Below are 21514 nucleotides of genomic sequence, written 5' to 3'. Positions count from 1 at the left end.
TGGTGCGTTCGGGAAACGGGGTATGAGCGCCGTGGGCGAAGGACGGTCAAGTATAACTGCTCGACTGGGGAAGCGCGGGCGGCGCAACGGACTTAAGCGCAGATTGGACCGGCGCGGGGCCGATCGGTTCGCGGCGGGACCCTGCCCGGCGCCGGCCGAGCCCCGCCGCGCGGGTCAGCCGGCCTTGCCTTGCTTGGCGACGGCCGCCTGCGCCTGGGCGATTGCGTCCTGATCGCCCAGATAGTAGTGGCGAATCGGTTTTAGGTTTTCGTCGAGTTCGTAGACGAGCGGCACGCCGTTCGGGATGTTGAGCCCGACGATGTCGCTGTCGGAGATCTCGTCCAGGTACTTGATCAGCGCGCGCAGCGAATTGCCGTGCGCGGCGATGAGCACCTTCTTGCCGCCCTTGAGCGCCGGGGCGATCGACTCGTTCCAGATCGGCAGTACGCGCGCGACCGTGTCTTTCAGGCACTCCGTGAGCGGCAGCTCGGCGCGCGGCACCTTCGCGTAGCGCGGATCGTCGTAGGATGCGCGCGGGTCGGTGGCTTCGAGCGCCGGCGGCGGCGTATCGTAGCTGCGGCGCCAGACGAGTACTTGGTCGTCGCCGTACTTGGCCGCGGTTTCGGCCTTGTTCAGGCCGGCGAGCGCGCCGTAGTGGCGCTCGTTCAAGCGCCATGAATGGACGACGGGCAGGTACATGAGGTCCATTTGGTCCTGCACGTGCCAGAGCGTGCGGATCGCGCGCTTGAGCACCGACGTGTAGGCGATGTCGAACGTGTAACCGGCTTCCTTGAGCAGTTGCCCCGCTTGGGCGGCTTCGCGGTTGCCTTGTTCGGTGAGGTCGACGTCGACCCAGCCGGTGAAGCGGTTTTCCTTGTTCCACGTCGATTCGCCGTGGCGGATGAGAACGAGCTTGTACATGAGGTTGTCGGTCGGTAGTGAGGAAGCGCGACGCGCATCGGCACCTCTCCCGAACAGGGAAGCGCCATCGCGTCAAACGGATATTTTATAATGGCTGGATTGCCGATTTCGTTTACTTCTCCTTTTCGACGGATCCACGTGACGTTCTTCACCGATTACACCAATCTCGTGCTGCTCGCGGCCCTAGTCGTATCCGGCGCGCTGCTGCTTTGGCCGTTGATCTCCGGGCGCGGCCGCGGCGGCCTGTCCGCCCCCGAAGCGACGAATCTCATCAACCGCCGCAACGCGGTGGTCGTCGATCTGCGCACGGCGGCCGACTACGCCGCCGGCCATTTGCCGGCCGCCCGCCACCTCGCGTTCGACGAGCTCCAAGCAAAAATCGGCCAAATCGCGAAAAATAAGGCTACGCCGGTATTGCTCGTGTGCCAGACGGGGCTGCAATCGAACAAGGCTTCGCGCGCCGTCCGAGAGGCGGGCTATACCGAGGTCCACGTGCTGCAAGGCGGGTTGAACGCTTGGCAGCAGGCCGGCATGCCGGTCGTCAAGTAAAGGAGCGCGAGAGTGAATTCCGTCGTCATGTACAGCACGCAGGTGTGTCCGTATTGCCAGATGGCCGAACGCCTATTGAAGTCGCGCGGCGTTCAGCACGTCGAGAAGATCTTGATCGACAAGGACCCGGCCCGGCGCGAGGAAATGATGACGCGCACGGGGCGTCGCACCGTGCCGCAGGTGTTCATCGGCGAGACGCACGTCGGCGGCTATGACGACTTGTCCGCGCTCGACCGCGCCGGCGGCTTGATGCCGCTGCTCGGCCAAGGCTAAGCCATAAGCGGGAGCGGTTGGCGCGCAGGCTGCGCGCCAACGCGTTTCCCGCCCGATTTTTCAAGCTACGCGCGCGCGAGTCCCCGCTCGGGCGCCACCGCACGCAGGCGGCGGGTTTATTGACTGCCGCGGCACCATTTACCCATCGGAGTCACCATGTCGGACCAGAACAACCAGCCGTTCTTCAACATCCAGCGCGTCTATTTGAAGGACCTGTCGCTCGAGCAGCCCAACTCGCCGGCGATCTTCCTCGAGCAGGACATGCCGTCGGTCGAAGTGGAGGTCGACGTCAAAGCCGAGCGTCTCGCCGAAAGCATCTTCGAGATTCTCGTGACGGGTACGGTCACGGCCAAGGTCAACGAGAAAGTGGCGTTCCTGATCGAGGCCAAGCAAGCGGGCATCTTCGATATCCGCAATATTCCGGCCGACCAGATCGACCCGCTCGTCGGCATTGCCTGCCCGACGATCATCTTCCCGTATCTGCGCTCGAACGTCGCCGATGCGATCACGCGTGCGGGCTTCCCGCCGATCCATCTGGCCGAAATCAACTTCCAGGCGCTCTACGAGCAGCGCCTTGCGCAGTTGAGCGCGCAGCCGGACGGCGGCGCGGCGGCGAACGCCACGCAGCATTGAGCGAACGCGGGCGGTGCCGGCCATGAAGGTTGCAGTCCTCGGGGCCGGGGCGTGGGGCACCGCGCTCGCGGCACACCTGGCGCTCAAGCACGACACGTTGCTGTGGGCGCGCGATGCCGCGCTCGTCGCCGAGCTCGAGGCCAAGCGCGAAAACGTCCACTACCTCGGCGGCGTTGCACTGCCGGCTGCGCTGCGATATGAAGCGAGCCTGCCGGCCGCGCTCGCCCACGCGGCAAACGATGCGTCGCTCGTCGTCGTCGCGACGCCTGTTGCGGGGCTGGGTGCGCTGTGCCGTGCGATGCGCGACGAAGCGGGTTGCGTCCCGGCGCATCTCGTGTGGGTCTGCAAGGGATTCGAAGCCGATACGCAGTTGCTGCCGCATCAGGTCGTTGCGGCCGAACTCGCCGGGCATCCGAGCATCGGCGTGCTATCGGGGCCGAGCTTCGCGCGCGAAGTCGCGTTGGGGCTGCCGGCCGCGCTGACGGTCGCGAGCGCGTCGGCCGCTTGCCGTGAGCGCACGCTTGCGGCTTTCCATCATGGCGCGTTGCGCATCTATACCGGCGACGACGTCGTTGGGGTGGAAGTGGGCGGCGCCGTAAAGAACGTGCTTGCGATCGCGACGGGTATCGCCGACGGTCTCGCGCTCGGCCTCAATGCACGGGCGGCGTTGATCACGCGCGGGCTCGCGGAAATGTCGCGGCTTGGCGTCGCGCTCGGCGGCCGTCCCGAAACGTTCACCGGCCTCACGGGGCTTGGCGATCTCATTCTCACCGCCACCGGCGATTTGTCGCGCAACCGCACCGTTGGGCTACAGCTTGCCGAGGGGCGTTCGCTCGACGACATTCTCGGCGGGCTCGGCCACGTGGCCGAAGGGGTGCGCTGCGCGAAAGCCGTGCTTGCCATTGCACAGGCGCACGGTGCCGACGTGCCGATCACGCAGGCGGTTTGCGCTGTGTTGTTCGACGGCGTGGCGCCGCGCGCTGCCGTCGATGCGCTATTGCGCCGCGATGCGCGCGCCGAATCGATTGGGGCAAAAGGCGCGGCGGGTTGACGCTCGCCCCATCTTGGATGGTCTCCGGTACGCGCTGCGAAAGTGCACTACGCTGTATCGAGCGCCGTGCCCTGCCTGATCGCGGCGCACGAGAGGAGGCGCAGCCATGTCCATGCTCATCCTGGGCGCGTGCCGATTGGAGGCGTGCGAGGCCGATATCACGACGCTGGCCGTCGACGCGATCGTAAATGCGGCCAATACCTCGCTGCTCGGCGGCGGAGGCGTCGACGGTGCGATCCATCGGGCGGCGGGCCACGATTTGCTGCGCGAATGCGAAACGCTGGGCGGCTGCGCGACGGGAGACGCGAAACTCACGCGCGGCTACCGGTTGCCGGCCAAGTATGTCGTGCATGCGGTCGGCCCCATTTGGCGGGGCGGCGGCCACCGGGAGGCCGAACTTCTGTCGTCGTGCTACCGCCGCTCGCTCGAGCTTGCGCACGAGGCGCGCTGCGCGAGCGTCGCCTTTCCCGCGATCAGTTGCGGCATTTATCGCTTCCCGGCCGAGCAGGCGGTGCGCATCGCGGTCGATACCATTGCCGATACGCTACCGTCGCTTCCCGGCGTGACTCGAATCGTGTTTGCGTGCTTCGCCGAGCCGATGCTGCGTCTTTACGAGGCGCAATTCGGCCGGCGTCAGGCGCCGCCTTCGAAGCCCGCCTGACGCCATGCCTCGAACACGACGATGGCCACGGTGTTCGACAGATTCATACTGCGATTGTCGGGACGCATCGGTAGCCGCACGCGCTGCTCGGGCGCAAAGCGATCGAGCAGCGCCGCCGGCAGCCCGCGCGTTTCTGCGCCGAAGACGAACCAGTCGCCGGGCGAAAAGCTCCGATCGTGAAAGCGTCCTGAGCCGCGCGTCGTGAAGGCGAACATCCGGGCCGGGTCGGGCGCTTCGCTCGCGAGCAGCGCATCCCAGCTTTCATGCACGCGCATTTGCGCATATTCGTGATAGTCCAGGCCGGCGCGACGCATCTTCGCATCGTCGAGCGGAAAGCCGAGCGGCTCGACTAGATGGAGTCGCGCGCCCGTGTTGGCGCAGAGCCGGATGACATTGCCGGTATTGGGCGGAATTTCGGGTTCGACGAGAACGACGTTGAACATGGGTTCGCTTAAACGAGAGTGTCAATCTTGCGGCGTGCGCAGCGCGACGAAATTCGTCACGCGCCGCGCGCCCGCCATCTTCAATGTATGCGCTGCCGCCTCGAGTGTCGCCCCGGACGTCATGACGTCGTCGACGAGCCCCACGTGTAGGCCGCGCACGCGCCGCGTTACGCGAAAAGCCGCTGCGACGTTGCGCCGGCGAGCGTCGCGATCGAGCCGAGACTGTGGCGCGGTGTCCGCGACGCGCCGTATGAGCGTCGGCTCGGCTGCCACGTTCAGCGCGCGTGCGAGCGTTCGCGCGATCTCCCAGGCCTGATTGAAGCCGCGCTCGACGAGCCGCGCGTGCGCGAGCGGCATCGGCGCGAGGACGTCGGGCGGTGGCGCGCAGGCCGGATGATCGCCGGCTAGGCGCGCCAGGCGCAGGCCGAACTCGCGGGCGACAGCCAGACGCGCATGAAACTTGAGCCCGAGCGCAAGCCGTTCGAGCGGCGGACGGTAGTCGGCCAGCGCAAGCGTCGCGTCGAACGGCGGTGGCGTGCGCGTGCACGCGGCGCAGCGAAACTGCGCAAGCTCACGGGGGCGCTGCCGCAGCGCGGGCAACGGCAGCGCGCATATCGTGCAGCGCAGCCGCGGCTCGTTCCAATACGCCGCGTCGCATGCCGAGCAGATCGGGCCTTGCGACATTGTGCCGCACGAGGGGCTGCACGAGAGGCCGCAGAGCAGGCAAGTCCGCGGCAGTGCGAGGCCGGCCACGCGGTGAACGAGCGGGATCGCGCACAGGGTTGCGCCACGTGCGCGGCCGCGCCGCGCCGGGAGTCTGGCGTTCGCGCTCGGCGAGCCTGCTGCGTTCTCCATGGGCGGCTCTCCTCGCTGGACGGATCGAAGCGAGCGAGTATACTTCGGGCTCCTCGCTCGTTCGACCGTCATGTCCCTCACACCCGCAAAGTCCGGCCGTCCGGCCTACGATTCCCGACTTGTGCGGCGCATTTTCGATCGCCGCGCAGCAAAGTTCGGCGAGGTTGCGTTCCTACCGCGTGAGATTGCCGGGCGGATGCGCGAGCGGCTCGACTATATCAAGGTGAACCCGACGAGCATGCTCGATGCGGGGTGCGGCATGGGCGACGATCTGCCCTTGCTGCGCGAGCGTTTTCCCGAAGCGCCGCTCGCGGGCGTCGACCTGTCCTATTCGATGCTGACGCGTGCACTGCCCCATGCGGTCGGCGACACCGGATGGCGCCGCTTGCTGCCTGCTGCGCTGCAGCGTTCGCTCGGCGCGCGCGGTCCGCGCCTCGCTCAAGCGGATTTTGCGGCGCTGCCGTTCGCGGCCGGCGCATTCGATTTCATCTGGTCCAATCTCGCGCTGCATTGGCATGCGCAGCCCGATCTGGTGTTGCCCGAATGGGCGCGTGTGCTCAAATCGGGCGGCCTCTTGATGTTCAGCACGCTCGGCCCCGACACGCTGCGCGAGTTGCGCGGGGCCTACGCCGAGGTCGAGGCCGCGCATGGCTTGCCGAGCGCGGCGCACGTGATCGACTTCGTGGACATGCACGATCTTGGCGACATGCTTGTCGAAAGCGGGTTCGAGATTCCTGTGATGGATCAGGAGACGTTGACGATCACGTATCGGTCGCCGCAGTCGCTGCTCGCCGACGTGCGTCGCTGGGGGGCATACCCGCATCGCCGCGCCGTCGCCGGAGAGAACGGCTCGCCTGCGGCAGTTGCGCACGCGCGGCGTTTGCACGCGGCGCTGCTGGAAGCACTGGAGGCGCGGCGCCGCGCCGACGACACGATCGCGTTGACGTTCGAGGTGATCTACGGCCATGCATGGAAGGCCGTGCCGCGCACGACGGCCGACGGGCATGCGATCGTGCGCCTGGAAGACATCGGACGCCGCCGCACTGGATAGTCGACGCACGCCCGAGGCGCCGCATCGCAAGAATTCCTAGCCTGCGACGCTTTGTCGCGGATCGTAAAGTTGCGATCCGTTATGGTCGAAATCAGTGGGCGAGACGGTTCGCAAAAAAAGCGGCCGAAAGCCCGCAAAGGCTTGTCGCGCTTGGCTTGCAGGGCGATAGCCGTTTGCTTGTGGATGCCATTGAACGCGCCTATAATGCGTCAGTTTGTCGCCCGGAAGTTCCCCACAGTCCCGGTGCGGCAGGCCCCGAATAGCGCGGTGTGCTTATCGGCATGCGCGGGAGGCGGCGATGGAAGCGACAACCTTGCTGACGGATGCGGAGCCGGTCCTTCGAGATTGGCTGATGAAGCGCAATTGCTCGGTTTCGCCGCGGCAGTTCGTTTGGTTCTATGCGTCTTTGGCCTTGTTTTCGTCGGTCGTCGCCGGCTCGCAAGTCGTGCGTGGCGCATGGCCGATCCTGCTGTTCACGGGCATTGAACTGTTGGCGGTTGGCGTCGCGTTTGTGATTCATGCGCGCCATGCGGTCGATTACGAGCGTATCCGGCTCTTTCCGAACCGGCTCGTGATCGAGCAAATGAGCGCGGAGCGGTTGACGCAGTACGAATTCAATCCGCGTTGGGTGCGGGTCGAGCACGGTGCGTTGCCGCGCGATCCGGTCAAGGTGGTGTCGCGCGGGCAAACGGTCGTGGTCGGCGTGCATCTCGCGCAATACCGGCGCGCGTCGTTCGCAAGCGAGTTGCGCGCGACGCTGGCGCGGTGCGGTTGAGGCGACTTGAGCCGGCCATCGGCGGGGGCGAGGATTTGAATGGAAATTTTGGGTAAGGAAGCTATGAAAACAATCAAGCGAGCCCTCATGGGCGTGCTGGCGACGTGCGGGCTGCTCAGCGTGCATGCCGCCTGGGCAGTCGGTGATAGTCCGGGCGGCCCCGCCGTCAACGAGATCAATTTCCAGCCGCCCGTGACGAAAATCGCTGAAGAGCTCTATCACCTGCACATGATGATGATGTTGCTGTGCACGGTGATCTTCATCGGCGTGTTCGGCGTGATGTTCTATTCGATGTTCGCGCATCGCAAATCGAAGGGACACAAGGCAGCCAATTTCCATGAAAGCACCACGGTCGAAATCATCTGGACGATCGTGCCGTTCATCGTCGTCATCTTGATGGCGCTGCCTGCCACGAAAACGGTCGTTGCCATGAAGGACACGAGCAACGCCGATTTGACGATCAAGGTCACGGGCTACCAGTGGAAGTGGGGCTACACCTACGTCAAGGGTCCGGGCGAAGGCATCAATTTCTTCTCGACGCTCACCACGCCGCGTGCCGAGATCGACGGGCGCGCGCCGCTCACCGATACGTACCTGCAGGAAGTCGACAACCCGCTCGTCGTGCCGGTCCACAAGAAGATCCGCATCATCACGACGGCCAACGACGTCGTTCACTCCTGGTACGTACCCGCGTTCGGCGTCAAGCAAGATGCCATCCCGGGCTACGTGCGCGACACCTGGTTCAAGGCCGAGAAGACCGGTACGTTCCGCGGCTTCTGCACCGAACTGTGCGGCAAGGAGCACGCGTTCATGCCCGTGGTCGTGACGGTCCTGTCCGACGACGACTACGCCAAGTGGGTCGCCGACCAAGAAAAGAAGATGGCGAACGCGAACGACGATCCGAATCGCACCTACACGATGGCCGAGCTCATGCAGCGCGGCGCCGACGTGTACAAGTCGAACTGCGCCGTCTGTCACCAGCCGACGGGCAAGGGCGCGGGCGTGTTCCCGGCGCTCGACGGCAGCAAGATCGTCAACGGTCCGATCGCGAACCACGTGAGCATCGTGCTGAACGGCAAGGGCGCGATGCCGACTTGGGGCAAGACGCTCAGCGACGTCGAGATCGCCTCGGTGATCACGTTCGAACGCAATTCGTGGGGTAACCACACCGGCGACATCCTGCAGCCGCGGCAGGTTGCCGATGCCCGCAACGGCAAGATGCCTGAAGGCGGCGATCACCTGTCGGGCACGGCTGCCGCGCCGGCGGGCGCAAGCGCGGCGCCGGCGGCCAGCGGTGCAGCCGCGAGCGGGCCAACGGCCTCGATCGGCGCGAAGCTCGCCGTGACGGCCAGCCGGGTGGGTAAGAATCAGCCGGAAGTGGTTGCTGCCCGCACCGCGCCGGCGGCTTGACGTGTCGCTGTGTTCATCACAGTCGGTGCCGCACTATTTGCTCTAGGAGATTCTCATGTCTAGCATCGGACACGATGTAGCCGCGGGCCATGGCCACGCTGACCATGCGCACGCCACGCCGCATGGCTGGCGCCGGTGGCTGTTCGCCACCAATCACAAGGACATCGGGACGATGTACCTGGTGTTCTCGTTCACGATGTTCCTCTCGGGGGGCGTCGCGGCGCTGATGATCCGGGCCGAGCTGTTCCACCCGTATTTGTGGATCATGCGCCCCGAGTTCTTCAATCAGCTCACGACGATGCACGGGCTGATCATGGTGTTCGGCGCGATCATGCCGGCCTTCGTCGGTTTCGCGAACTGGATGATTCCGCTGCAGATCGGCGCGGCCGACATGGCCTTCGCGCGGATGAACAACTTCAGCTTCTGGCTGCTGCCAGTCGCGGCATGCTTGCTCGTCGGCTCGTTCTTCGCGCCGGGCGGCGCGACGGCCGCGGGTTGGACGCTCTATGCGCCGCTGTCGACGCAGATGGGCCCGGGCATGGACTTCGCGATTTTCGCGCTGCACATCATGGGCGCGTCGTCGATCATGGGCAGCATCAACATCATCGTCACGATCCTGAACCTGCGTGCACCGGGCATGACGCTGATGAAGATGCCGATGTTCGTGTGGACGTGGCTCATCACGGCGTACCTGCTGATCGCGGTGATGCCGGTGCTGGCGGGCGCCATCACGATGTTGCTGTTCGATCGTCACTTCGGTACGTCGTTCTTCAACGCGGCCGGCGGCGGCGACCCGATCATGTACCAGCACATCTTCTGGTTCTTCGGGCACCCCGAGGTCTACATCATGATCTTGCCGGCGTTCGGGATCGTATCGCAGGTGATCCCGGCGTTCTCGCGCAAGCCGCTGTTCGGCTATAGCTCGATGGTGTACGCCACGGCCTCGATCGCGATTCTGTCGTTCATGGTCTGGGCGCACCACATGTTCGTGACGGGCATGCCGGTGACGGGGCAGTTGTTCTTCATGTACGCGACGATGCTGATCGCCGTGCCGACGGGCGTGAAGGTGTTCAACTGGCTCGCGACGATGTGGCGCGGCTCGCTGACCTTCGAATCGCCCATGCTGTTCGCGATCGGCTTCCTGTTCGTGTTCACCATGGGCGGGTTCACGGGCCTGATGCTGGCGATGGCGCCGCTCGACATCCAATACCACGGCACCTACTTCGTCGTTGCGCACTTCCACTACGTGCTAGTTGCGGGGTCGTTGTTCGCGCTGTTCTCCGGCTGGTATTACTGGTCACCGAAGTGGACAGGGTGGATGTACAACGAGACGCGCGGCAAGATCCACTTCTGGGCGTCGATGATCTTTTTCAATCTGACGTTCTTCCCGATGCACTTCGTCGGGCTGGCCGGCATGCCGCGTCGCTATGCCGATTACCCGGCTCAGTTCACCGATTGGAACCAAGTCATCACGATCGGTGCATTCGGCTTTGGTTTGGCGCAGGTCTACTTCCTGTTCGCCGTCGTGTTGCCCGCGTATCGCGGCGGCGGCGAGCTCGAGAAGGCGTCCGACAAGCCGTGGGATGGCGCGACGGGCCTCGAATGGACGATTCCGAGCCCGGCTCCGTTCCATACGTTCGAAACGCCGCCGACGGTCGAGTAATGTGAATCGGCCGCTCGTCGCCGGCCCACGCGTGCGAAATACACGGGTGGGCCGGTGGCCGGCGCGGCCGCGAAAGACGAGGCGAGGGCGGCCTGCCGCTCCCGCCTCAAGCAAAGAAACATGAGATGAACCACCCACAAAAAAGACGTACGCCGGAGCAGATGCGCACCGGCAACCTGCGGCTCGGCGCGATCCTGTTCGCCATCGCAGCCGTCTTCTTTCTGGGTTTCGTTCTGAAGCAGTGGCTGTCTCATTGAGCCGAGCGTCGGACGTTTAGCGAGGGAAACATGTCGACGCGTGCTCCGCGCGATGCCGATCGATTGCTGAATCGGTCGATGCTGATCAAGCTCGTCGTCATGTCGGCGGTCATGTTCGGTTTCGGCTTCGCGCTCGTGCCGCTCTATCGCTCGATTTGCCAAATCACCGGCGTGAACAACCTCGTCAAGCGTGATGCGACGGTCGGCGAGGCGAAGAACACGCAAGTGGACGCGACGCGCACGGTGTCGATCGAGTTCGACGCGAATGCGCGCGGCGCGCTGGCGTTCAAGCCCGAGCAGAACGCGCTGGACGTGCATCCGGGAGAAGTAACGGTCGTGAAGTATCGCGTGACGAACGGACAGAACCGCACGGTGCGCGCGCAGGCGATCCCAAGCTACGCGCCGGGGCACGCGATCGAATACTTCAAGAAGATCGAATGCTTTTGCTTCACGCAGCAGACGCTTGCCGCGCACGAGACGCGCGAGATGCCGGTGGTCTTCTACGTCGATCCGGCGCTGCCGCGCGACGTGAAGACGATCACGTTGTCGTACACGTTTTTCGAGCTCGACGTGCCGGCCGGTGGCACGGCAAGCGCCGCGGCGACGAAGACGGCCGATGCGCAGCGGGCGGTCACGGCCGTGAGCGGCGCCTGACACGAGCGGATGGCGAGCGATGGAGAGGGCGATGGCCTCGAGCGGCAAAAGCAGTTTTGCCAGGACGATGAAGGCGGTGTTCTGGTCGTTTTTCGGCGTGCGTCGCCGAACCGATCACGAGGCCGACATGCAACTCAATCCGCTGCATTTGATTGCAGCGGGGCTGATCGCGGCGGCCGTCTTCATCGCGATTCTGATCGCGATCGTGCATGCGGTCGTGAACTGAGCGCGAGAGCCGGGCGAGGCAACTGGAAAAGAGAAGCGGTGCGGTATCGACGCGCCGCCGATTAAGTGCATAACTGGACTGAAGTGGAGAATCAACAATGAGCGGTCAAAACGAGAGCCCGTATTACTTCGTGCCGAATCCGTCTCGGCACCCGGCCATGGCGTCGGTCGGCGTCTTCGTCATGCTCGGATCGTTGGGGCTGTGGATCAACGACACGTCGTGGGCTCCGTACACGCTGTTCGCCGGCCTGCTGTGGCTGCTGTTCGTGCTGTGGCACTGGTTCGGCGATGCCATCTCCGAATCGGAGAGCGGCATGTACGGCAAGCGCGTCGACACGTCGTACCGCTGGAGCATGAGCTGGTTCATCTTCTCCGAAGTCATGTTCTTCGGTGCTTTCTTCGGTGCGCTCTTCTACGCGCGCGAGATTGCGATGCACCAACTGGGCAGCCTCGATTTCAAGCTCATTTGGCCCGACTTCACGGCGGTATGGCCGAACGAAGGTCCGGCTCAGTTAGCCGGCCACTTCAAGCGGATGGTGCCGTGGCCCGTTCCGACGATCAACACGGCGCTGCTCTTGAGCTCGGGCGCGACGCTGACGGTGGCGCACCACGCGCTGCGTGACAACCATCGCAAAAAGACCATCGCGTGGCTGGCCGCGACGGTCGTGCTTGGCTTCTGCTTCTTGTGCATGCAGGCGTTCGAGTACATCCACGCGTACAACGAACTGAACCTCACGCTGGCCTCGGGCGTGTACGGTTCGACGTTCTTCCTGCTGACGGGCTTTCACGGCTTCCACGTGTTTCTCGGCGGTACGATGCTGACGGTCGTTCTCGTACGCCTGATTCGCGGCCACTTTACGGCCGATCACCACTTCGCGTTCGAAGGCGCCGCGTGGTACTGGCACTTCGTCGACGTCGTCTGGCTCGGCCTGTACGTCGTCGTCTACTGGCTGTAAATGCAGTCGAAGCCCGTCTGCCGGCAGGCGGCGGGCTGCGGCGCATCGCCCGATCGGCGCGATGCGGCCGAGATGAAGTAGCCGTATCGATGCGCCGCCTTCGAGTCGATCGAGGCGGCGTTTGTGTTTTCAGTGGGAGTGCTGCGGCAATGTGCCGCAGCATCGAGCGGATTGCTCAGCGGCCCAGCGGCACGTGGCTGTATTGAAGCCAGCCTAGCCAATGCGCGAGCCAGAGGAAGAGGAATAGCGAGATCGACAGCCCGACGCGTGTGGCGAGCGACCAGACCATCCGCTTGGACTTGCCGCGGTCGTGCATCATGAAGTACAGGGCCGAAATCATGCTGGCGATGATGAGGATGAAGGCGACGGCAACGAGAATGTGCATGGAATCAACCGATATTCGGAATCGACGTGTAGCAATGAATGCAATTATCGCACCGACGTCCGGCTCGCACGCACGGCGGGAGGGCGGAAGGGCGCTTATTCGGGCACAACTGCCTTCGCCCTGGTCCGTTTGATATGAAAATCCGCCTCGTACCCGCCCTGCTGATCCTGTTCGTGATGGCCGTGACGATTCGGCTCGGCTTTTGGCAGCGCGACCGCGCGCATCAAAAGGAAGCGCTGCAGGCGCAGATCGAACGATATGAGCACGCGCCGGCCCGATCGGTCGGCGCGCAGCCGATCCCGCTCGCGTCGATCGAATATCATCGGGTGCGGGCCGTCGGTCGCTTCATGCCTGCTCACGTCGTTTATCTCGACAATCGTCCGTACCAAGACCAGCCCGGTTTCTACGTCGTGATGCCGCTCGAGTTGACGGGCGGAGGCTATGTCCTCGTCAATCGAGGCTGGCTGCCGCGCAATGCCGACGTGCGCACGGCGATGGCGCCGTATCGCACCCCGACGGGCGAGGTCGCGATCGAGGGCATCGCCCGCGCCAACGCATCGCGCGCGTTCGAACTCGGCCAAGGCGGCTCCGCGCCGCATCAGCAGATTCGGCAAAATCTCGACGTCGCCGCGTTCGCGTCCGAAACGGGATTGGCGCTGCAGCCGTTCGTGGTTCAGCAGACAAGCGACGACGGCGACGCGCTCGTGCGCGACTGGCCTGCGCCGACGACGGGCGTCGACACCAATTACGGCTACATGTTCCAGTGGTGGGGCATGGCCGCCGCGGCCTTGGGCTTCGGCTTGTACGCGGCCAGACGGGCCGCGAAAAAGGGAATTTGAGAGGGAGTTGGGCTTGTCGATGTCATCTAAAGGTTCACGCGAGCGCAGCGGCGCCGCCGATCAAGGCCGCGCCGCATCCGCATCGCCCGTACAAGCCGCCGCGCGCGGCTCTTGGACGCGCGGGCGGTGGGTCGTGCTCATGATTGCGATCATGTGCGCGGCACCCGTCATCGCTTCGTATCTGACGTTTTACGTGTTCAAGCCGAAGGGCGGGACGACGAATTACGGCACGCTGATCGAGCCGCAGCGCCCCATTTCGGACGCGCTCATCGTCAAGGACGAAGCGGGCAAGCCGATGCCGCTCGCGTCGCTGCGAGGGCGTTGGCTCATGATCAGCGTCGACGCCAGCGCTTGCGGCCAAGCCTGCGCGACCAAGCTCTACTTCATGCGCCAGATCCGCGCGACGCAGGGGGGCGAACGCGAGCGTGTCGTCACGGTTTGGCTGCGCACCGACGCCGGCGCCGTGCCCGACGCGATCGAGCGCGCCTATCCCGACACGCGCAAGCTGATCGCCGATCCGGCGGCGCTGAGCGCATGGCTGCCGGCGGATGCGGGGACGAGCGACGTCGATCACATCTATCTCGTCGATCCGAACGGCAACCTGATGATGCGGTTTCCGAAGAACCCGAATCCGAGCAAGATCAAGGGCGACGTCAGTAGGCTCCTGTCGTGGTCGAGTATCGGCTGACGCACGCTGCAGATTGGTTGGAGGGTAATCGATGTTTTGGCTGCAATTGGGTGCGAGGGGGTTTTGCATCGCGCTGCTTCCACTGAGCTACGTCTGGATCAAGGGGAGCGACGATAAATTTCGCAAGCTCGTCTGGGTCACGACGTTTCTGACGCTCGACCTGATCATGTTCGGCGGCTTCACGCGTCTGACCGATTCGGGCCTCGGCTGCCCCGACTGGCCCGGGTGCTACGGCACGGCCTCGCCGTTCCTCGCGCACGCGCAGATCGCGGCCGCGCATGCGGCCATGCCGAGCGGGCCCGTCAGCATGGTGAAGGCGTGGATCGAAATGACGCATCGCTACTTCGCGATGGCACTGGGCGTGCTCATCATCGCGCAAACCGCCAGCGCATGGGTTGCGCGCATCAAGCGCAAAGCGCTGCACGTCTCGCCGTGGTGGCCGACTGCGCTGCTGCTGCTGATCGTCGTGCAAGGCGCGTTCGGCGCATGGACCGTGACGTTGAGGCTGCAGCCCGTGATCGTCACGACCCACCTGCTGCTCGGGTTGACGCTGCTCGGCACGCTCGCTTGGTTCGCCGCGCGGCTGACGCCGCAGCCGGCCTACGAGCCCGAAATCGCGCGCTATCGCGTGGCGGCGCTCGCGGCGCTCGTGCTGCTCGTCATCCAGATTGCGCTCGGCGGTTGGGTGAGCACGAATTACGCGGTGCTCGCCTGCACCGATTTCCCGACTTGCAACGGCCACTGGCTGCCCCCGATGAATTTCGCGCAAGGGTTTCATCTCTGGCGCGCGCTCGGCATGACGGGCGACGGCGAGGTCATCACGCAAGATGCGCTCGTGGCGATTCACTGGACGCACCGCACGTTCGCCCTGGTCGTCATCGCGTACCTCGCCGGCCTGGCATGGAAGATGCGCCGCTTCGAATCGCTGCGCCGCCCGGCAACGGGCGTGCTGATCGTGCTCGCGCTGCAGTTCGCGACGGGCCTGTCGAACATCGTCTTGCAGTGGCCGCTGCCGATCGCCGTCGCGCACAACGGCGGCGCGGCGGTCCTGCTGCTGCTCGTCGTTGTGCTAAACTTTCGAACCGCTTCCAGCCGACTTCGCCGCGCCGCCGTTTCGCCGCACGAAGCCGCACCCGCGTGATCCCATGGAAAGCACGACACTATTTCGCCATCCCGGCTCCCGAATCTCCCAGTATCTCGCCCTCACGAAGCCGCGCGTGACGCAGCTTGCCGTGTTTTGCGCGGTGATCGGCATGTTCTTGGCAACGCCGGGCATGGTGCCTTGGAAAGTGTTGATCGGCGGCACCGTCGGCATCTGGCTGACAGCCGGCGCCGCCTTCGCGATCAACTGCCTCGTCGAGCAAAAGGTCGATGCGATGATGCGCCGTACGGCGTGGCGTCCGTCGGCGCGCGGCGAGATTACGAGCGCGCAGATTCTGCTGTTCTCGGCGGTGCTGGGCGGCCTCGGTATGTGGACGCTCTATACGTTCACCAATGCCTTGACGATGTGGCTCACGTTTGCCACGTTCGTCGGTTATGCCGTCATCTACACGTTGCTGCTCAAGCCGTTCACGCCGCAAAACATCGTCATCGGCGGCGCCTCGGGCGCGATGCCGCCGGCGCTTGGTTGGGCCGCGGTGACGGGCGCCTTGCCCGGCGACGCGTGGATCCTCGTGCTCATCATCTTCGTGTGGACGCCGCCGCACTTTTGGTCGCTCGCGCTCTATCGCCGCAAGGATTACGAGAACGCCGGTCTGCCGATGCTGCCGAACACGCACGGCGAGCAATACACGCGCTTGCATATCTTGCTCTACACCGTGATCTTGTTCGCGGTCACGCTGATGCCGTTCATCTCGCGCATGAGCGGGCTCGTGTACCTCGTGTCGGCGGTCTTGCTCGGTGCCGTGTTCCTCGGCTACGCGTGGAAGATCTATCGCGAGTACTCCGATGCGCTCGCGCGCAAGACCTTCCGCTACTCCATCATCTATTTGTCGCTGCTGTTCGCCGCGCTGCTCGTCGACCACTACACGCACGCGCTGATCCGCTTTTGACCCACCTCATGGCCAAGCTTCCGCTGATGCGCGTTGCGCGCACGTTTCTCGCTGCGTGCCTAGTTGGCGTGACGCTGATCGCCGCCGGTTGCGGTAAGAGCGAGCCGGCGTTCCAGAACCTGGATTTGACGGGCAACACGCAGTTCGGCGCCGATTTCTCGCTGCCGGATACGGACGGCAAGATTCATACGATCGCCGATTACAAAGGCAAGGCCGTCGTGCTGTTTTTCGGCTACACGCATTGCCCCGACGTCTGCCCGACGACGATGGCCGAACTCGCGCAAGCGATGCAGCAACTCGGCCCCGAGGCCAAGCGCGTGCAGGTGCTGTTCGTGACGGTCGACCCCGCGCGCGACACGCCGCAAGTGCTTTCGCAATACGTGCACGCCTTCAATCCTTCGTTCGTCGGCTTGCGGCCCGACGACGCGCAACTCGCAAAGGTCGCGAAGGATTTTCGCGTCTATTACGCGAAGGTGCCGGGCTCGACGCCCGACAGCTATACGATGAACCACACCGCGGCGAGTTACGTATTCGATCCGTCCGGCAAGCTGCGCTTGTTCGCCCGCGACGGGCAGGGCGTGCAGCCGTGGGTTCACGATCTCAAGCTTCTGCTCGATTAATTTTCCCGGCAATTCGTTCGGACTCCGAAGCAATTCGGTAGTCCGATTTTCATCTTCGCGCAATTAGTTCGCACTCCTAATTTAATTGCCCGCTGCGACCGATCTCGACGGCGATTCGCGCCGTGCCGCGTCGTGGAATATCGATATGCGATCAACGTATTTCCGTTTGCTCGATCGCTATGACACCATCGAATCGTCTCCTTATTTTCCCTATAAAGAATCGAGAACTTATGCGACACAGAACGCTATTCAAGCTCCTCTCGTCCATCGCAGCAACGGTTGCGTTCGCTATCGGCTCGGGCGCGCATGCGCAGAATCAGGTCATCAAGGTCGGCACGATCGCGGGCCCCGACGAGCAAACATGGGCCGTCGTGCAGAAGGTGGCGAAGCGCGAAGGACTCGACGTCAAGGTCATCACGTTCAACGACTACGTCCAGCCGAACGCGGCCCTCGATGCGGGCGACCTCGACGCGAACAGCTTCCAGCACGAGCCCTATCTCGACGGCCAAGTGAAGCAGCGCGGCTACAAGATCGTCAGCGTTGGTCTTACTTACATCTCGCCGATCGGCCTCTATTCGAAGAAGCTCAAATCGGTGAAGGATCTGCCGCAGGGTGCGAAGGTTGCGATTCCCAACGACCCCTCGAACGAAAACCGTGCGCTGCTGCTCTTGCAAGCACAAGGGCTCCTCAAGCTGAAGGCTGGCGCCGGCACGAACGGCAACAACGCAACGACGCTCGACGTCGCGGACAATCCGAAGAAGCTCAAACTGTTGGAGCTCGATGCCGCGCAATTGCCGCGCTCGCTCGGCGACGTCGACGCCGCAGTGATCAATACGAACTATGCGTTGTCGGCGGGCCTGCAACCGACGAAGGATGCGATCGCGCGCGAAGACGTCCATAGTCCTTACGCGAACTTGATCGCCGTGCGCACGCAGGACAAGGGCAAGCCGTGGGTCAAGAAGCTCGTGACCGCTTACCACTCGCAAGAAGTGCGCAACTTCATCAACACGCAATTCAAAGGCGCGATGGTGCCTTCGTTCTAACGGGCGCAGGATCTGCGACCGCTTGCGTGGACGTTGCCGCGCTTCTCATAACTTACGTTCCCACGTTTGCGCGATGAGGTTGCGTCCGAAGCGGCGCTCGGGTTCGGTCGCGACGCAATTGAATCCCGCGCGCTCGAATACGCGGCGGCCGTCGTTGAGCACGCCGCACGTCGTCAATGTCAGCGTTTCATAGCCGGCGTGCTGCGCGAAGCCGATGCTTTGCGCGACGAGCAGCGTGCCGACGCCGAGCCCGCGCGATTCGGGCTCCACATACAGCAGCCGCATGCGTGCCGCGCGTTCGGACAGTGCCGCGACGAGCGCTGCGCCAACGATGCTCTCTTGCTGCTCGGCGATCCAACACGTTGCTCGTTGGCGATCGGGTTGACGCGAGAATTCGGCCATCTCTTGAGTCGCGAACGCTTCGAATCCCATATCCGCACCGTATTGGGCCCCGAACAGCAGGGCTTGGCGATGCACGAGCCAGCCGTATTCGCCGGCTTGGGGTGCGCGAAGCGAAACCGGGGCGCGCGACGGCGACCGATCGAGCAGTCGCTCGATGATGCGCATCGCTGCAATGAGTTGCTCTTGCCCGGCCGCCGATAGAGCGTTCAGTACGCCGCACACTTCGTCGATGGCCGCGACTTCGAGCGGCGCATAGGCGGCGCGCCCGGCGTGCGTCATTTCGAGCAGCGACTGGCGCGCGTCGGTTTCCGATTGGCGCCGCGTGATCAATTGCCGACGCTCGAAGCTCGTCAGCAAGCGGCTCAGATAGCCGCTGTCGAGACCGAGCGCGCGCGCGAGTTCGGTCGCCGTGGAAACGGTACCGAGCGCCAGTTCGCGCAACACGCGCACCTCGGTCAAAGAGAACGGGCTTTTTTGCAGAAACTCATGCAGCACGCCGATGTGCTGCGTATAGAAGCGATTGAAACGGCGCACGGCTTCCGCGCGGCGCAGCAGAGTAGGTTCGGTCAATGCGAGCGTCACCGTATCGTCTGAATTAATCAGAACTATATGGGATCATCGTCAACAAACAAGTTTTGCCTGACAAATCAGGTGGTACTAAACCGGTATCTTCCCCGATCGAGATGGCTCGTCATGAGGTGTCGACCCAATCGGGACGGTGACATTGGTATGCACTCCGGGTAAATCCTGATGCCGCGGATAGCCGCCGAATGAACGTCAATTTTTACCTTTGCCTTGCCCAATAAGGTTTGAGCCCATTTTTGCGGTCGCTCGTAGGGGGAATTGACTGGTACTACTGTGGTTATATAATGGGCTCCAATTTCGCAGCCCTCCACGAGATCGCGTCCGCGCTCGAATAGTGCGGGCGCATCGCCCCAGTTACGACAGCGCGCAACGCTCGCGCGCTCGAGCTTTATTGAGATAGCAATCCCATGCTGAACGGAAACATTCTGACGCCGGACGGTTGGATTCTCGGCACGCTGCACACCGAGAACGGGCGGATTACGGCGCTCGAAGGTCGGGCCGTCGATCCATCGACGAACGATGAGCCTTACATCCTTCCTGGCTTCATCGATTTGCACGTGCATGGCGGCGGTGGGGCCGACGTCATGGAAGCAGGCACCGCCATCGAAACGATCGCACGCACGCACGCACGCCATGGCACGACGAGCCTGTTGGCCACGACGATGACGGCGCCGCGCGACGAACTGCTCGCCGTCGTCGCGGGCCTCGGCAACGTCACGCGTACCCGTACGCCCGGTGGCGCGCGCGTGCTCGGCGTCCATCTCGAAGGGCCCTACATCAACCCGGGCAAGCTCGGCGCGCAGCCCGACGCCGCCGTGTCGGCCGTGCTCGACGAAGTGCTGAAATACCTGTCGGTCGCGCCGATCCGCGTCGTCACGCTTGCGCCCGAGATTGCGGGCCACATGGAAATCATCTCGGAGATGGTGGCGCGCGGTGTGCGCGTCCAGCTCGGCCATTCGCTTGCGACCTACGATGACGCGGTGGCCGCGCTCAAGCACGGTGCATGTGGCTTCACGCATCTGTTCAACGCGATGTCGCCGATGCATCACCGCAATCCCGGTCTCGTCGGTGCGGCGTTCGCGCACGCCGAATTCGCCGAGATCATTCCGGATCTGCTGCACGTGCATCCCGGGGCGATCCGGGCGGCACTGCGCGCGATCCCGCGCTTGTATGTCGTGACCGACAGCACGTCGGCCACCGGCATGCCTGACGGCGAGTATCGCCTCGGCAGCCAGCATGTGACGAAGTGCCTTGGCGGTGTGCGCCTGGCGGACGGCACGCTCGCCGGCAGCACGTTGACGATGGAAGGTGCGCTGCGCAACCTCGTCTCGATCGGCCTGCCGCTCGCCGACGTCTCCAATCGCATGTCGCGCTATGCCGCCGACTATCTCGGGGTCGAAGATCGCGGCCGCCTGGCGCGCGGCGCGTGGGCCGACGCCGTCGTGTTCGAGCGCGACCTCACGCTGGCCGCTACCTACGTCGAAGGGGAGCAGATTGTCGAATATGCTTAGGGAGGCGCTCGCAGCGAGTGCCGTCGTCGCGGCGCAGTGCGCGGACAGCGCGCGCGTCGAGCAGGTGGCCGCCGCGCTGGCGGCCGCGCCGCGCCATGTCGCGCTGACCGTCGCACGCGGCAGTTCCGACCATGCGGCGAGCTATTTCGCGAGTCTTGCGATGAGCCGCATCGGCTTGCCCGTCGCTTCGCTGCCGATGTCGATCGCGACGCTGCAAGGGGCGCCGCTGCGCGTGGCCGGCGAACTGGCGATTGCGTTCTCGCAGTCGGGCCGGAGCCCCGATCTCGTCGATACGATGAAGGCGCTGCGGGAAGCCGGCGCCTTGACCGTGAGCGCGGTGAACGCGCCCGAATCCCCGCTCGCCGATGCCTGCGAATGGCAACTGCCGCTTCTGGCCGGCCCCGAGCGCTCGGTCGCGGCCACGAAGAGCTATGTCGCGATGTTGTCGATGTCGGCGCAACTCGTGGCGTATTGGCAGCGCGACCCGATACTGCTCGATGCGCTACGCGCGCTGCCCGATACGCTGAGCGATGCCGCCGCGCTCGATTGGTCGCCGGCCGTCGATACGCTGCGCGACGTCGAACGCATGATCGTGATCGGACGCGGCCTAGGACTGGCGATTGCACAGGAGGCGGCGCTCAAGCTCAAGGAGACGTCGGGCATTCAAGCCGAAGCGTTCTCGAGCGCGGAGGTGCGTCACGGTCCGATGGAACTCATCGATCGCGACTACCCGCTGCTCGTCTTCGCTCCGCGCGGTCCCGAGCAAGCAGGCTTGGTCCGGCTGGCCGCCGATATGCGCGCGCGCGGCGCGCGTGTACTGCTGGCCGCGCCCGCGGACGTAGCGGATGCCCAGTTGCCGCTCGCGACGAGCCGTCACGTGGCGCTCGACCCGATCGCGATGATCCAGACTTTCTATGTGATGGCCGCGGAACTCGCGGCCGCGCGCGGCCGCGACCCCGACGCGCCGCGCCATTTGAACAAAATCACCGAAACCCACTGAGCGAGAGATGCAG

General features: G+C 64.3%; 26 protein-coding genes. 21 read left to right on the top strand and 5 right to left on the bottom strand.

The genetic code is table 11. The features are described 5' to 3' along the window. Positions 1-174 precede the first annotated feature (174 nt). A complete protein-coding gene (gpmA, locus tag J3485_RS16615; RefSeq protein ID WP_206954690.1) occupies positions 175-921 on the bottom strand; it encodes a 2,3-diphosphoglycerate-dependent phosphoglycerate mutase in 747 nt (248 codons plus the stop codon). Between the two features lie 138 nt (positions 922-1059). Between gpmA and J3485_RS16610 the strand changes: the two genes are divergently transcribed. The 5 genes from J3485_RS16610 (at position 1060) to J3485_RS16590 (ending at position 4088) form a co-directional block, all read left to right on the top strand. Beyond that, positions 1060-1470: a rhodanese-like domain-containing protein gene (locus tag J3485_RS16610; protein ID WP_206954688.1), complete on the top strand. Its 411-nt coding sequence runs from the start codon at positions 1060-1062 to the stop codon at positions 1468-1470. Between the two features lie 12 nt (positions 1471-1482). After that, positions 1483-1743, top strand: coding sequence for a glutaredoxin 3 (gene grxC / locus J3485_RS16605; RefSeq protein WP_206954686.1), 261 nt, complete (start codon positions 1483-1485; stop codon positions 1741-1743). A gap of 156 nt (positions 1744-1899) precedes the next feature. Next, entirely contained in the window at positions 1900-2376 is a 477-nt protein-coding gene (gene secB, locus J3485_RS16600) for a protein-export chaperone SecB (RefSeq protein WP_206954684.1), read from the top strand. Between the two features lie 22 nt (positions 2377-2398). Continuing rightward, complete coding sequence (locus J3485_RS16595; protein ID WP_206954682.1) at positions 2399-3427, top strand: NAD(P)H-dependent glycerol-3-phosphate dehydrogenase; 1029 nt, start codon at positions 2399-2401, stop codon at positions 3425-3427. A gap of 112 nt (positions 3428-3539) precedes the next feature. Further along, a complete protein-coding gene (locus J3485_RS16590; RefSeq protein ID WP_206955844.1) occupies positions 3540-4088 on the top strand; it encodes an O-acetyl-ADP-ribose deacetylase in 549 nt (182 codons plus the stop codon). Here the strand turns inward: J3485_RS16590 and trmL are convergent. Together trmL and J3485_RS16580 are read right to left on the bottom strand one after the other, a co-directional pair. Continuing rightward, on the bottom strand, positions 4061-4531 hold the full coding sequence (trmL, locus tag J3485_RS16585) for a tRNA (uridine(34)/cytosine(34)/5-carboxymethylaminomethyluridine(34)-2'-O)-methyltransferase TrmL (RefSeq protein ID WP_206954680.1): 471 nt from the start codon (positions 4529-4531) through the stop codon (positions 4061-4063). The genes J3485_RS16590 and trmL overlap by 28 nt on opposite strands. 21 nt (positions 4532-4552) lie before the next feature. After that, on the bottom strand, positions 4553-5386 hold the full coding sequence (locus J3485_RS16580; RefSeq protein ID WP_206954671.1) for a ComF family protein: 834 nt from the start codon (positions 5384-5386) through the stop codon (positions 4553-4555). A gap of 70 nt (positions 5387-5456) precedes the next feature. Here J3485_RS16580 and J3485_RS16575 point away from each other — a divergent pair, with 70 nt between their 5' ends. The 8 genes from J3485_RS16575 (at position 5457) to J3485_RS16545 (ending at position 12377) form a co-directional block, all read left to right on the top strand. Further along, positions 5457-6437, top strand: a complete 981-nt coding sequence (locus tag J3485_RS16575; protein WP_206954669.1) for a methyltransferase domain-containing protein — start codon at positions 5457-5459, stop codon at positions 6435-6437. 298 nt (positions 6438-6735) lie between these two features. After that, complete coding sequence (locus tag J3485_RS16570) at positions 6736-7212, top strand: DUF2244 domain-containing protein (RefSeq protein WP_206954667.1); 477 nt, start codon at positions 6736-6738, stop codon at positions 7210-7212. Between the two features lie 39 nt (positions 7213-7251). Then, a complete protein-coding gene (gene coxB / locus J3485_RS16565) occupies positions 7252-8622 on the top strand; it encodes a cytochrome c oxidase subunit II (RefSeq protein WP_206954665.1) in 1371 nt (456 codons plus the stop codon). Between the two features lie 55 nt (positions 8623-8677). Then, positions 8678-10285: a cytochrome c oxidase subunit I gene (ctaD, locus tag J3485_RS16560; RefSeq protein ID WP_206954663.1), complete on the top strand. Its 1608-nt coding sequence runs from the start codon at positions 8678-8680 to the stop codon at positions 10283-10285. A gap of 125 nt (positions 10286-10410) precedes the next feature. Then, positions 10411-10542 carry a cytochrome oxidase small assembly protein gene (locus tag J3485_RS28940; protein WP_242538591.1) on the top strand — a complete coding sequence of 44 codons (132 nt, stop codon included), beginning with the start codon at positions 10411-10413 and terminating at the stop codon, positions 10540-10542. A gap of 30 nt (positions 10543-10572) precedes the next feature. Next, positions 10573-11196 (top strand): cytochrome c oxidase assembly protein, encoded by a 624-nt coding sequence (locus J3485_RS16555; protein WP_206954661.1) that lies wholly within the window; start codon positions 10573-10575, stop codon positions 11194-11196. A 31-nt stretch (positions 11197-11227) separates the two neighbouring features. After that, a complete protein-coding gene (locus tag J3485_RS16550; protein WP_242538590.1) occupies positions 11228-11422 on the top strand; it encodes a DUF2970 domain-containing protein in 195 nt (64 codons plus the stop codon). A gap of 97 nt (positions 11423-11519) precedes the next feature. Beyond that, positions 11520-12377, top strand: coding sequence for a cytochrome c oxidase subunit 3 (locus J3485_RS16545; RefSeq protein ID WP_206954657.1), 858 nt, complete (start codon positions 11520-11522; stop codon positions 12375-12377). 175 nt (positions 12378-12552) lie between these two features. Here the strand turns inward: J3485_RS16545 and J3485_RS16540 are convergent, their stop codons facing one another. Continuing rightward, positions 12553-12762, bottom strand: coding sequence for a twin transmembrane helix small protein (locus J3485_RS16540; RefSeq protein WP_206954656.1), 210 nt, complete (start codon positions 12760-12762; stop codon positions 12553-12555). A 134-nt stretch (positions 12763-12896) separates the two neighbouring features. On the opposite strand from J3485_RS16540, the gene J3485_RS16535 reads away from it, so the two are divergent. The 6 genes from J3485_RS16535 to J3485_RS16510 all read left to right on the top strand — a co-directional run bounded on the left by J3485_RS16535 (position 12897) and on the right by J3485_RS16510 (position 18003). Beyond that, positions 12897-13601, top strand: a complete 705-nt coding sequence (locus J3485_RS16535; RefSeq protein WP_206954654.1) for an SURF1 family protein — start codon at positions 12897-12899, stop codon at positions 13599-13601. Positions 13602-13620: 19 nt separating this feature from the next. After that, positions 13621-14289 carry an SCO family protein gene (locus J3485_RS16530; RefSeq protein ID WP_206954653.1) on the top strand — a complete coding sequence of 223 codons (669 nt, stop codon included), beginning with the start codon at positions 13621-13623 and terminating at the stop codon, positions 14287-14289. Positions 14290-14320: 31 nt separating this feature from the next. Next, complete coding sequence (locus J3485_RS16525) at positions 14321-15430, top strand: COX15/CtaA family protein (protein ID WP_206954652.1); 1110 nt, start codon at positions 14321-14323, stop codon at positions 15428-15430. A 4-nt stretch (positions 15431-15434) separates the two neighbouring features. Further along, positions 15435-16340, top strand: a complete 906-nt coding sequence (cyoE, locus tag J3485_RS16520; protein ID WP_206954651.1) for a heme o synthase — start codon at positions 15435-15437, stop codon at positions 16338-16340. 8 nt (positions 16341-16348) lie between these two features. Continuing rightward, a complete protein-coding gene (locus J3485_RS16515) occupies positions 16349-16960 on the top strand; it encodes an SCO family protein (RefSeq protein ID WP_206954650.1) in 612 nt (203 codons plus the stop codon). A gap of 230 nt (positions 16961-17190) precedes the next feature. Then, the gene (locus tag J3485_RS16510) at positions 17191-18003 is read left to right on the top strand and encodes a MetQ/NlpA family ABC transporter substrate-binding protein (RefSeq protein WP_206954649.1); all 813 of its coding nucleotides are present in this window, start codon (positions 17191-17193) and stop codon (positions 18001-18003) included. Positions 18004-18048: 45 nt separating this feature from the next. Here J3485_RS16510 and J3485_RS16505 read toward each other — a convergent pair whose 3' ends face one another. After that, positions 18049-18975: a bifunctional helix-turn-helix transcriptional regulator/GNAT family N-acetyltransferase gene (locus tag J3485_RS16505; RefSeq protein WP_206954648.1), complete on the bottom strand. Its 927-nt coding sequence runs from the start codon at positions 18973-18975 to the stop codon at positions 18049-18051. A 422-nt stretch (positions 18976-19397) separates the two neighbouring features. Here J3485_RS16505 and nagA point away from each other — a divergent pair, with 422 nt between their 5' ends. After that, positions 19398-20501: an N-acetylglucosamine-6-phosphate deacetylase gene (gene nagA / locus J3485_RS16500; RefSeq protein WP_206954647.1), complete on the top strand. Its 1104-nt coding sequence runs from the start codon at positions 19398-19400 to the stop codon at positions 20499-20501. After that, positions 20494-21501, top strand: coding sequence for an SIS domain-containing protein (locus tag J3485_RS16495; protein WP_206955843.1), 1008 nt, complete (start codon positions 20494-20496; stop codon positions 21499-21501). Before nagA ends, J3485_RS16495 begins: the two co-directional genes overlap by 8 nt. The last annotated feature ends 13 nt before the right edge of the window (positions 21502-21514 follow it).

Source organism: Trinickia acidisoli, assembly GCF_017315725.1.
GTDB classification, from domain to species: Bacteria; Pseudomonadota; Gammaproteobacteria; order Burkholderiales; family Burkholderiaceae; genus Trinickia; species Trinickia acidisoli.
This window is presented reverse-complemented; position numbering and strand designations above follow the sequence as displayed.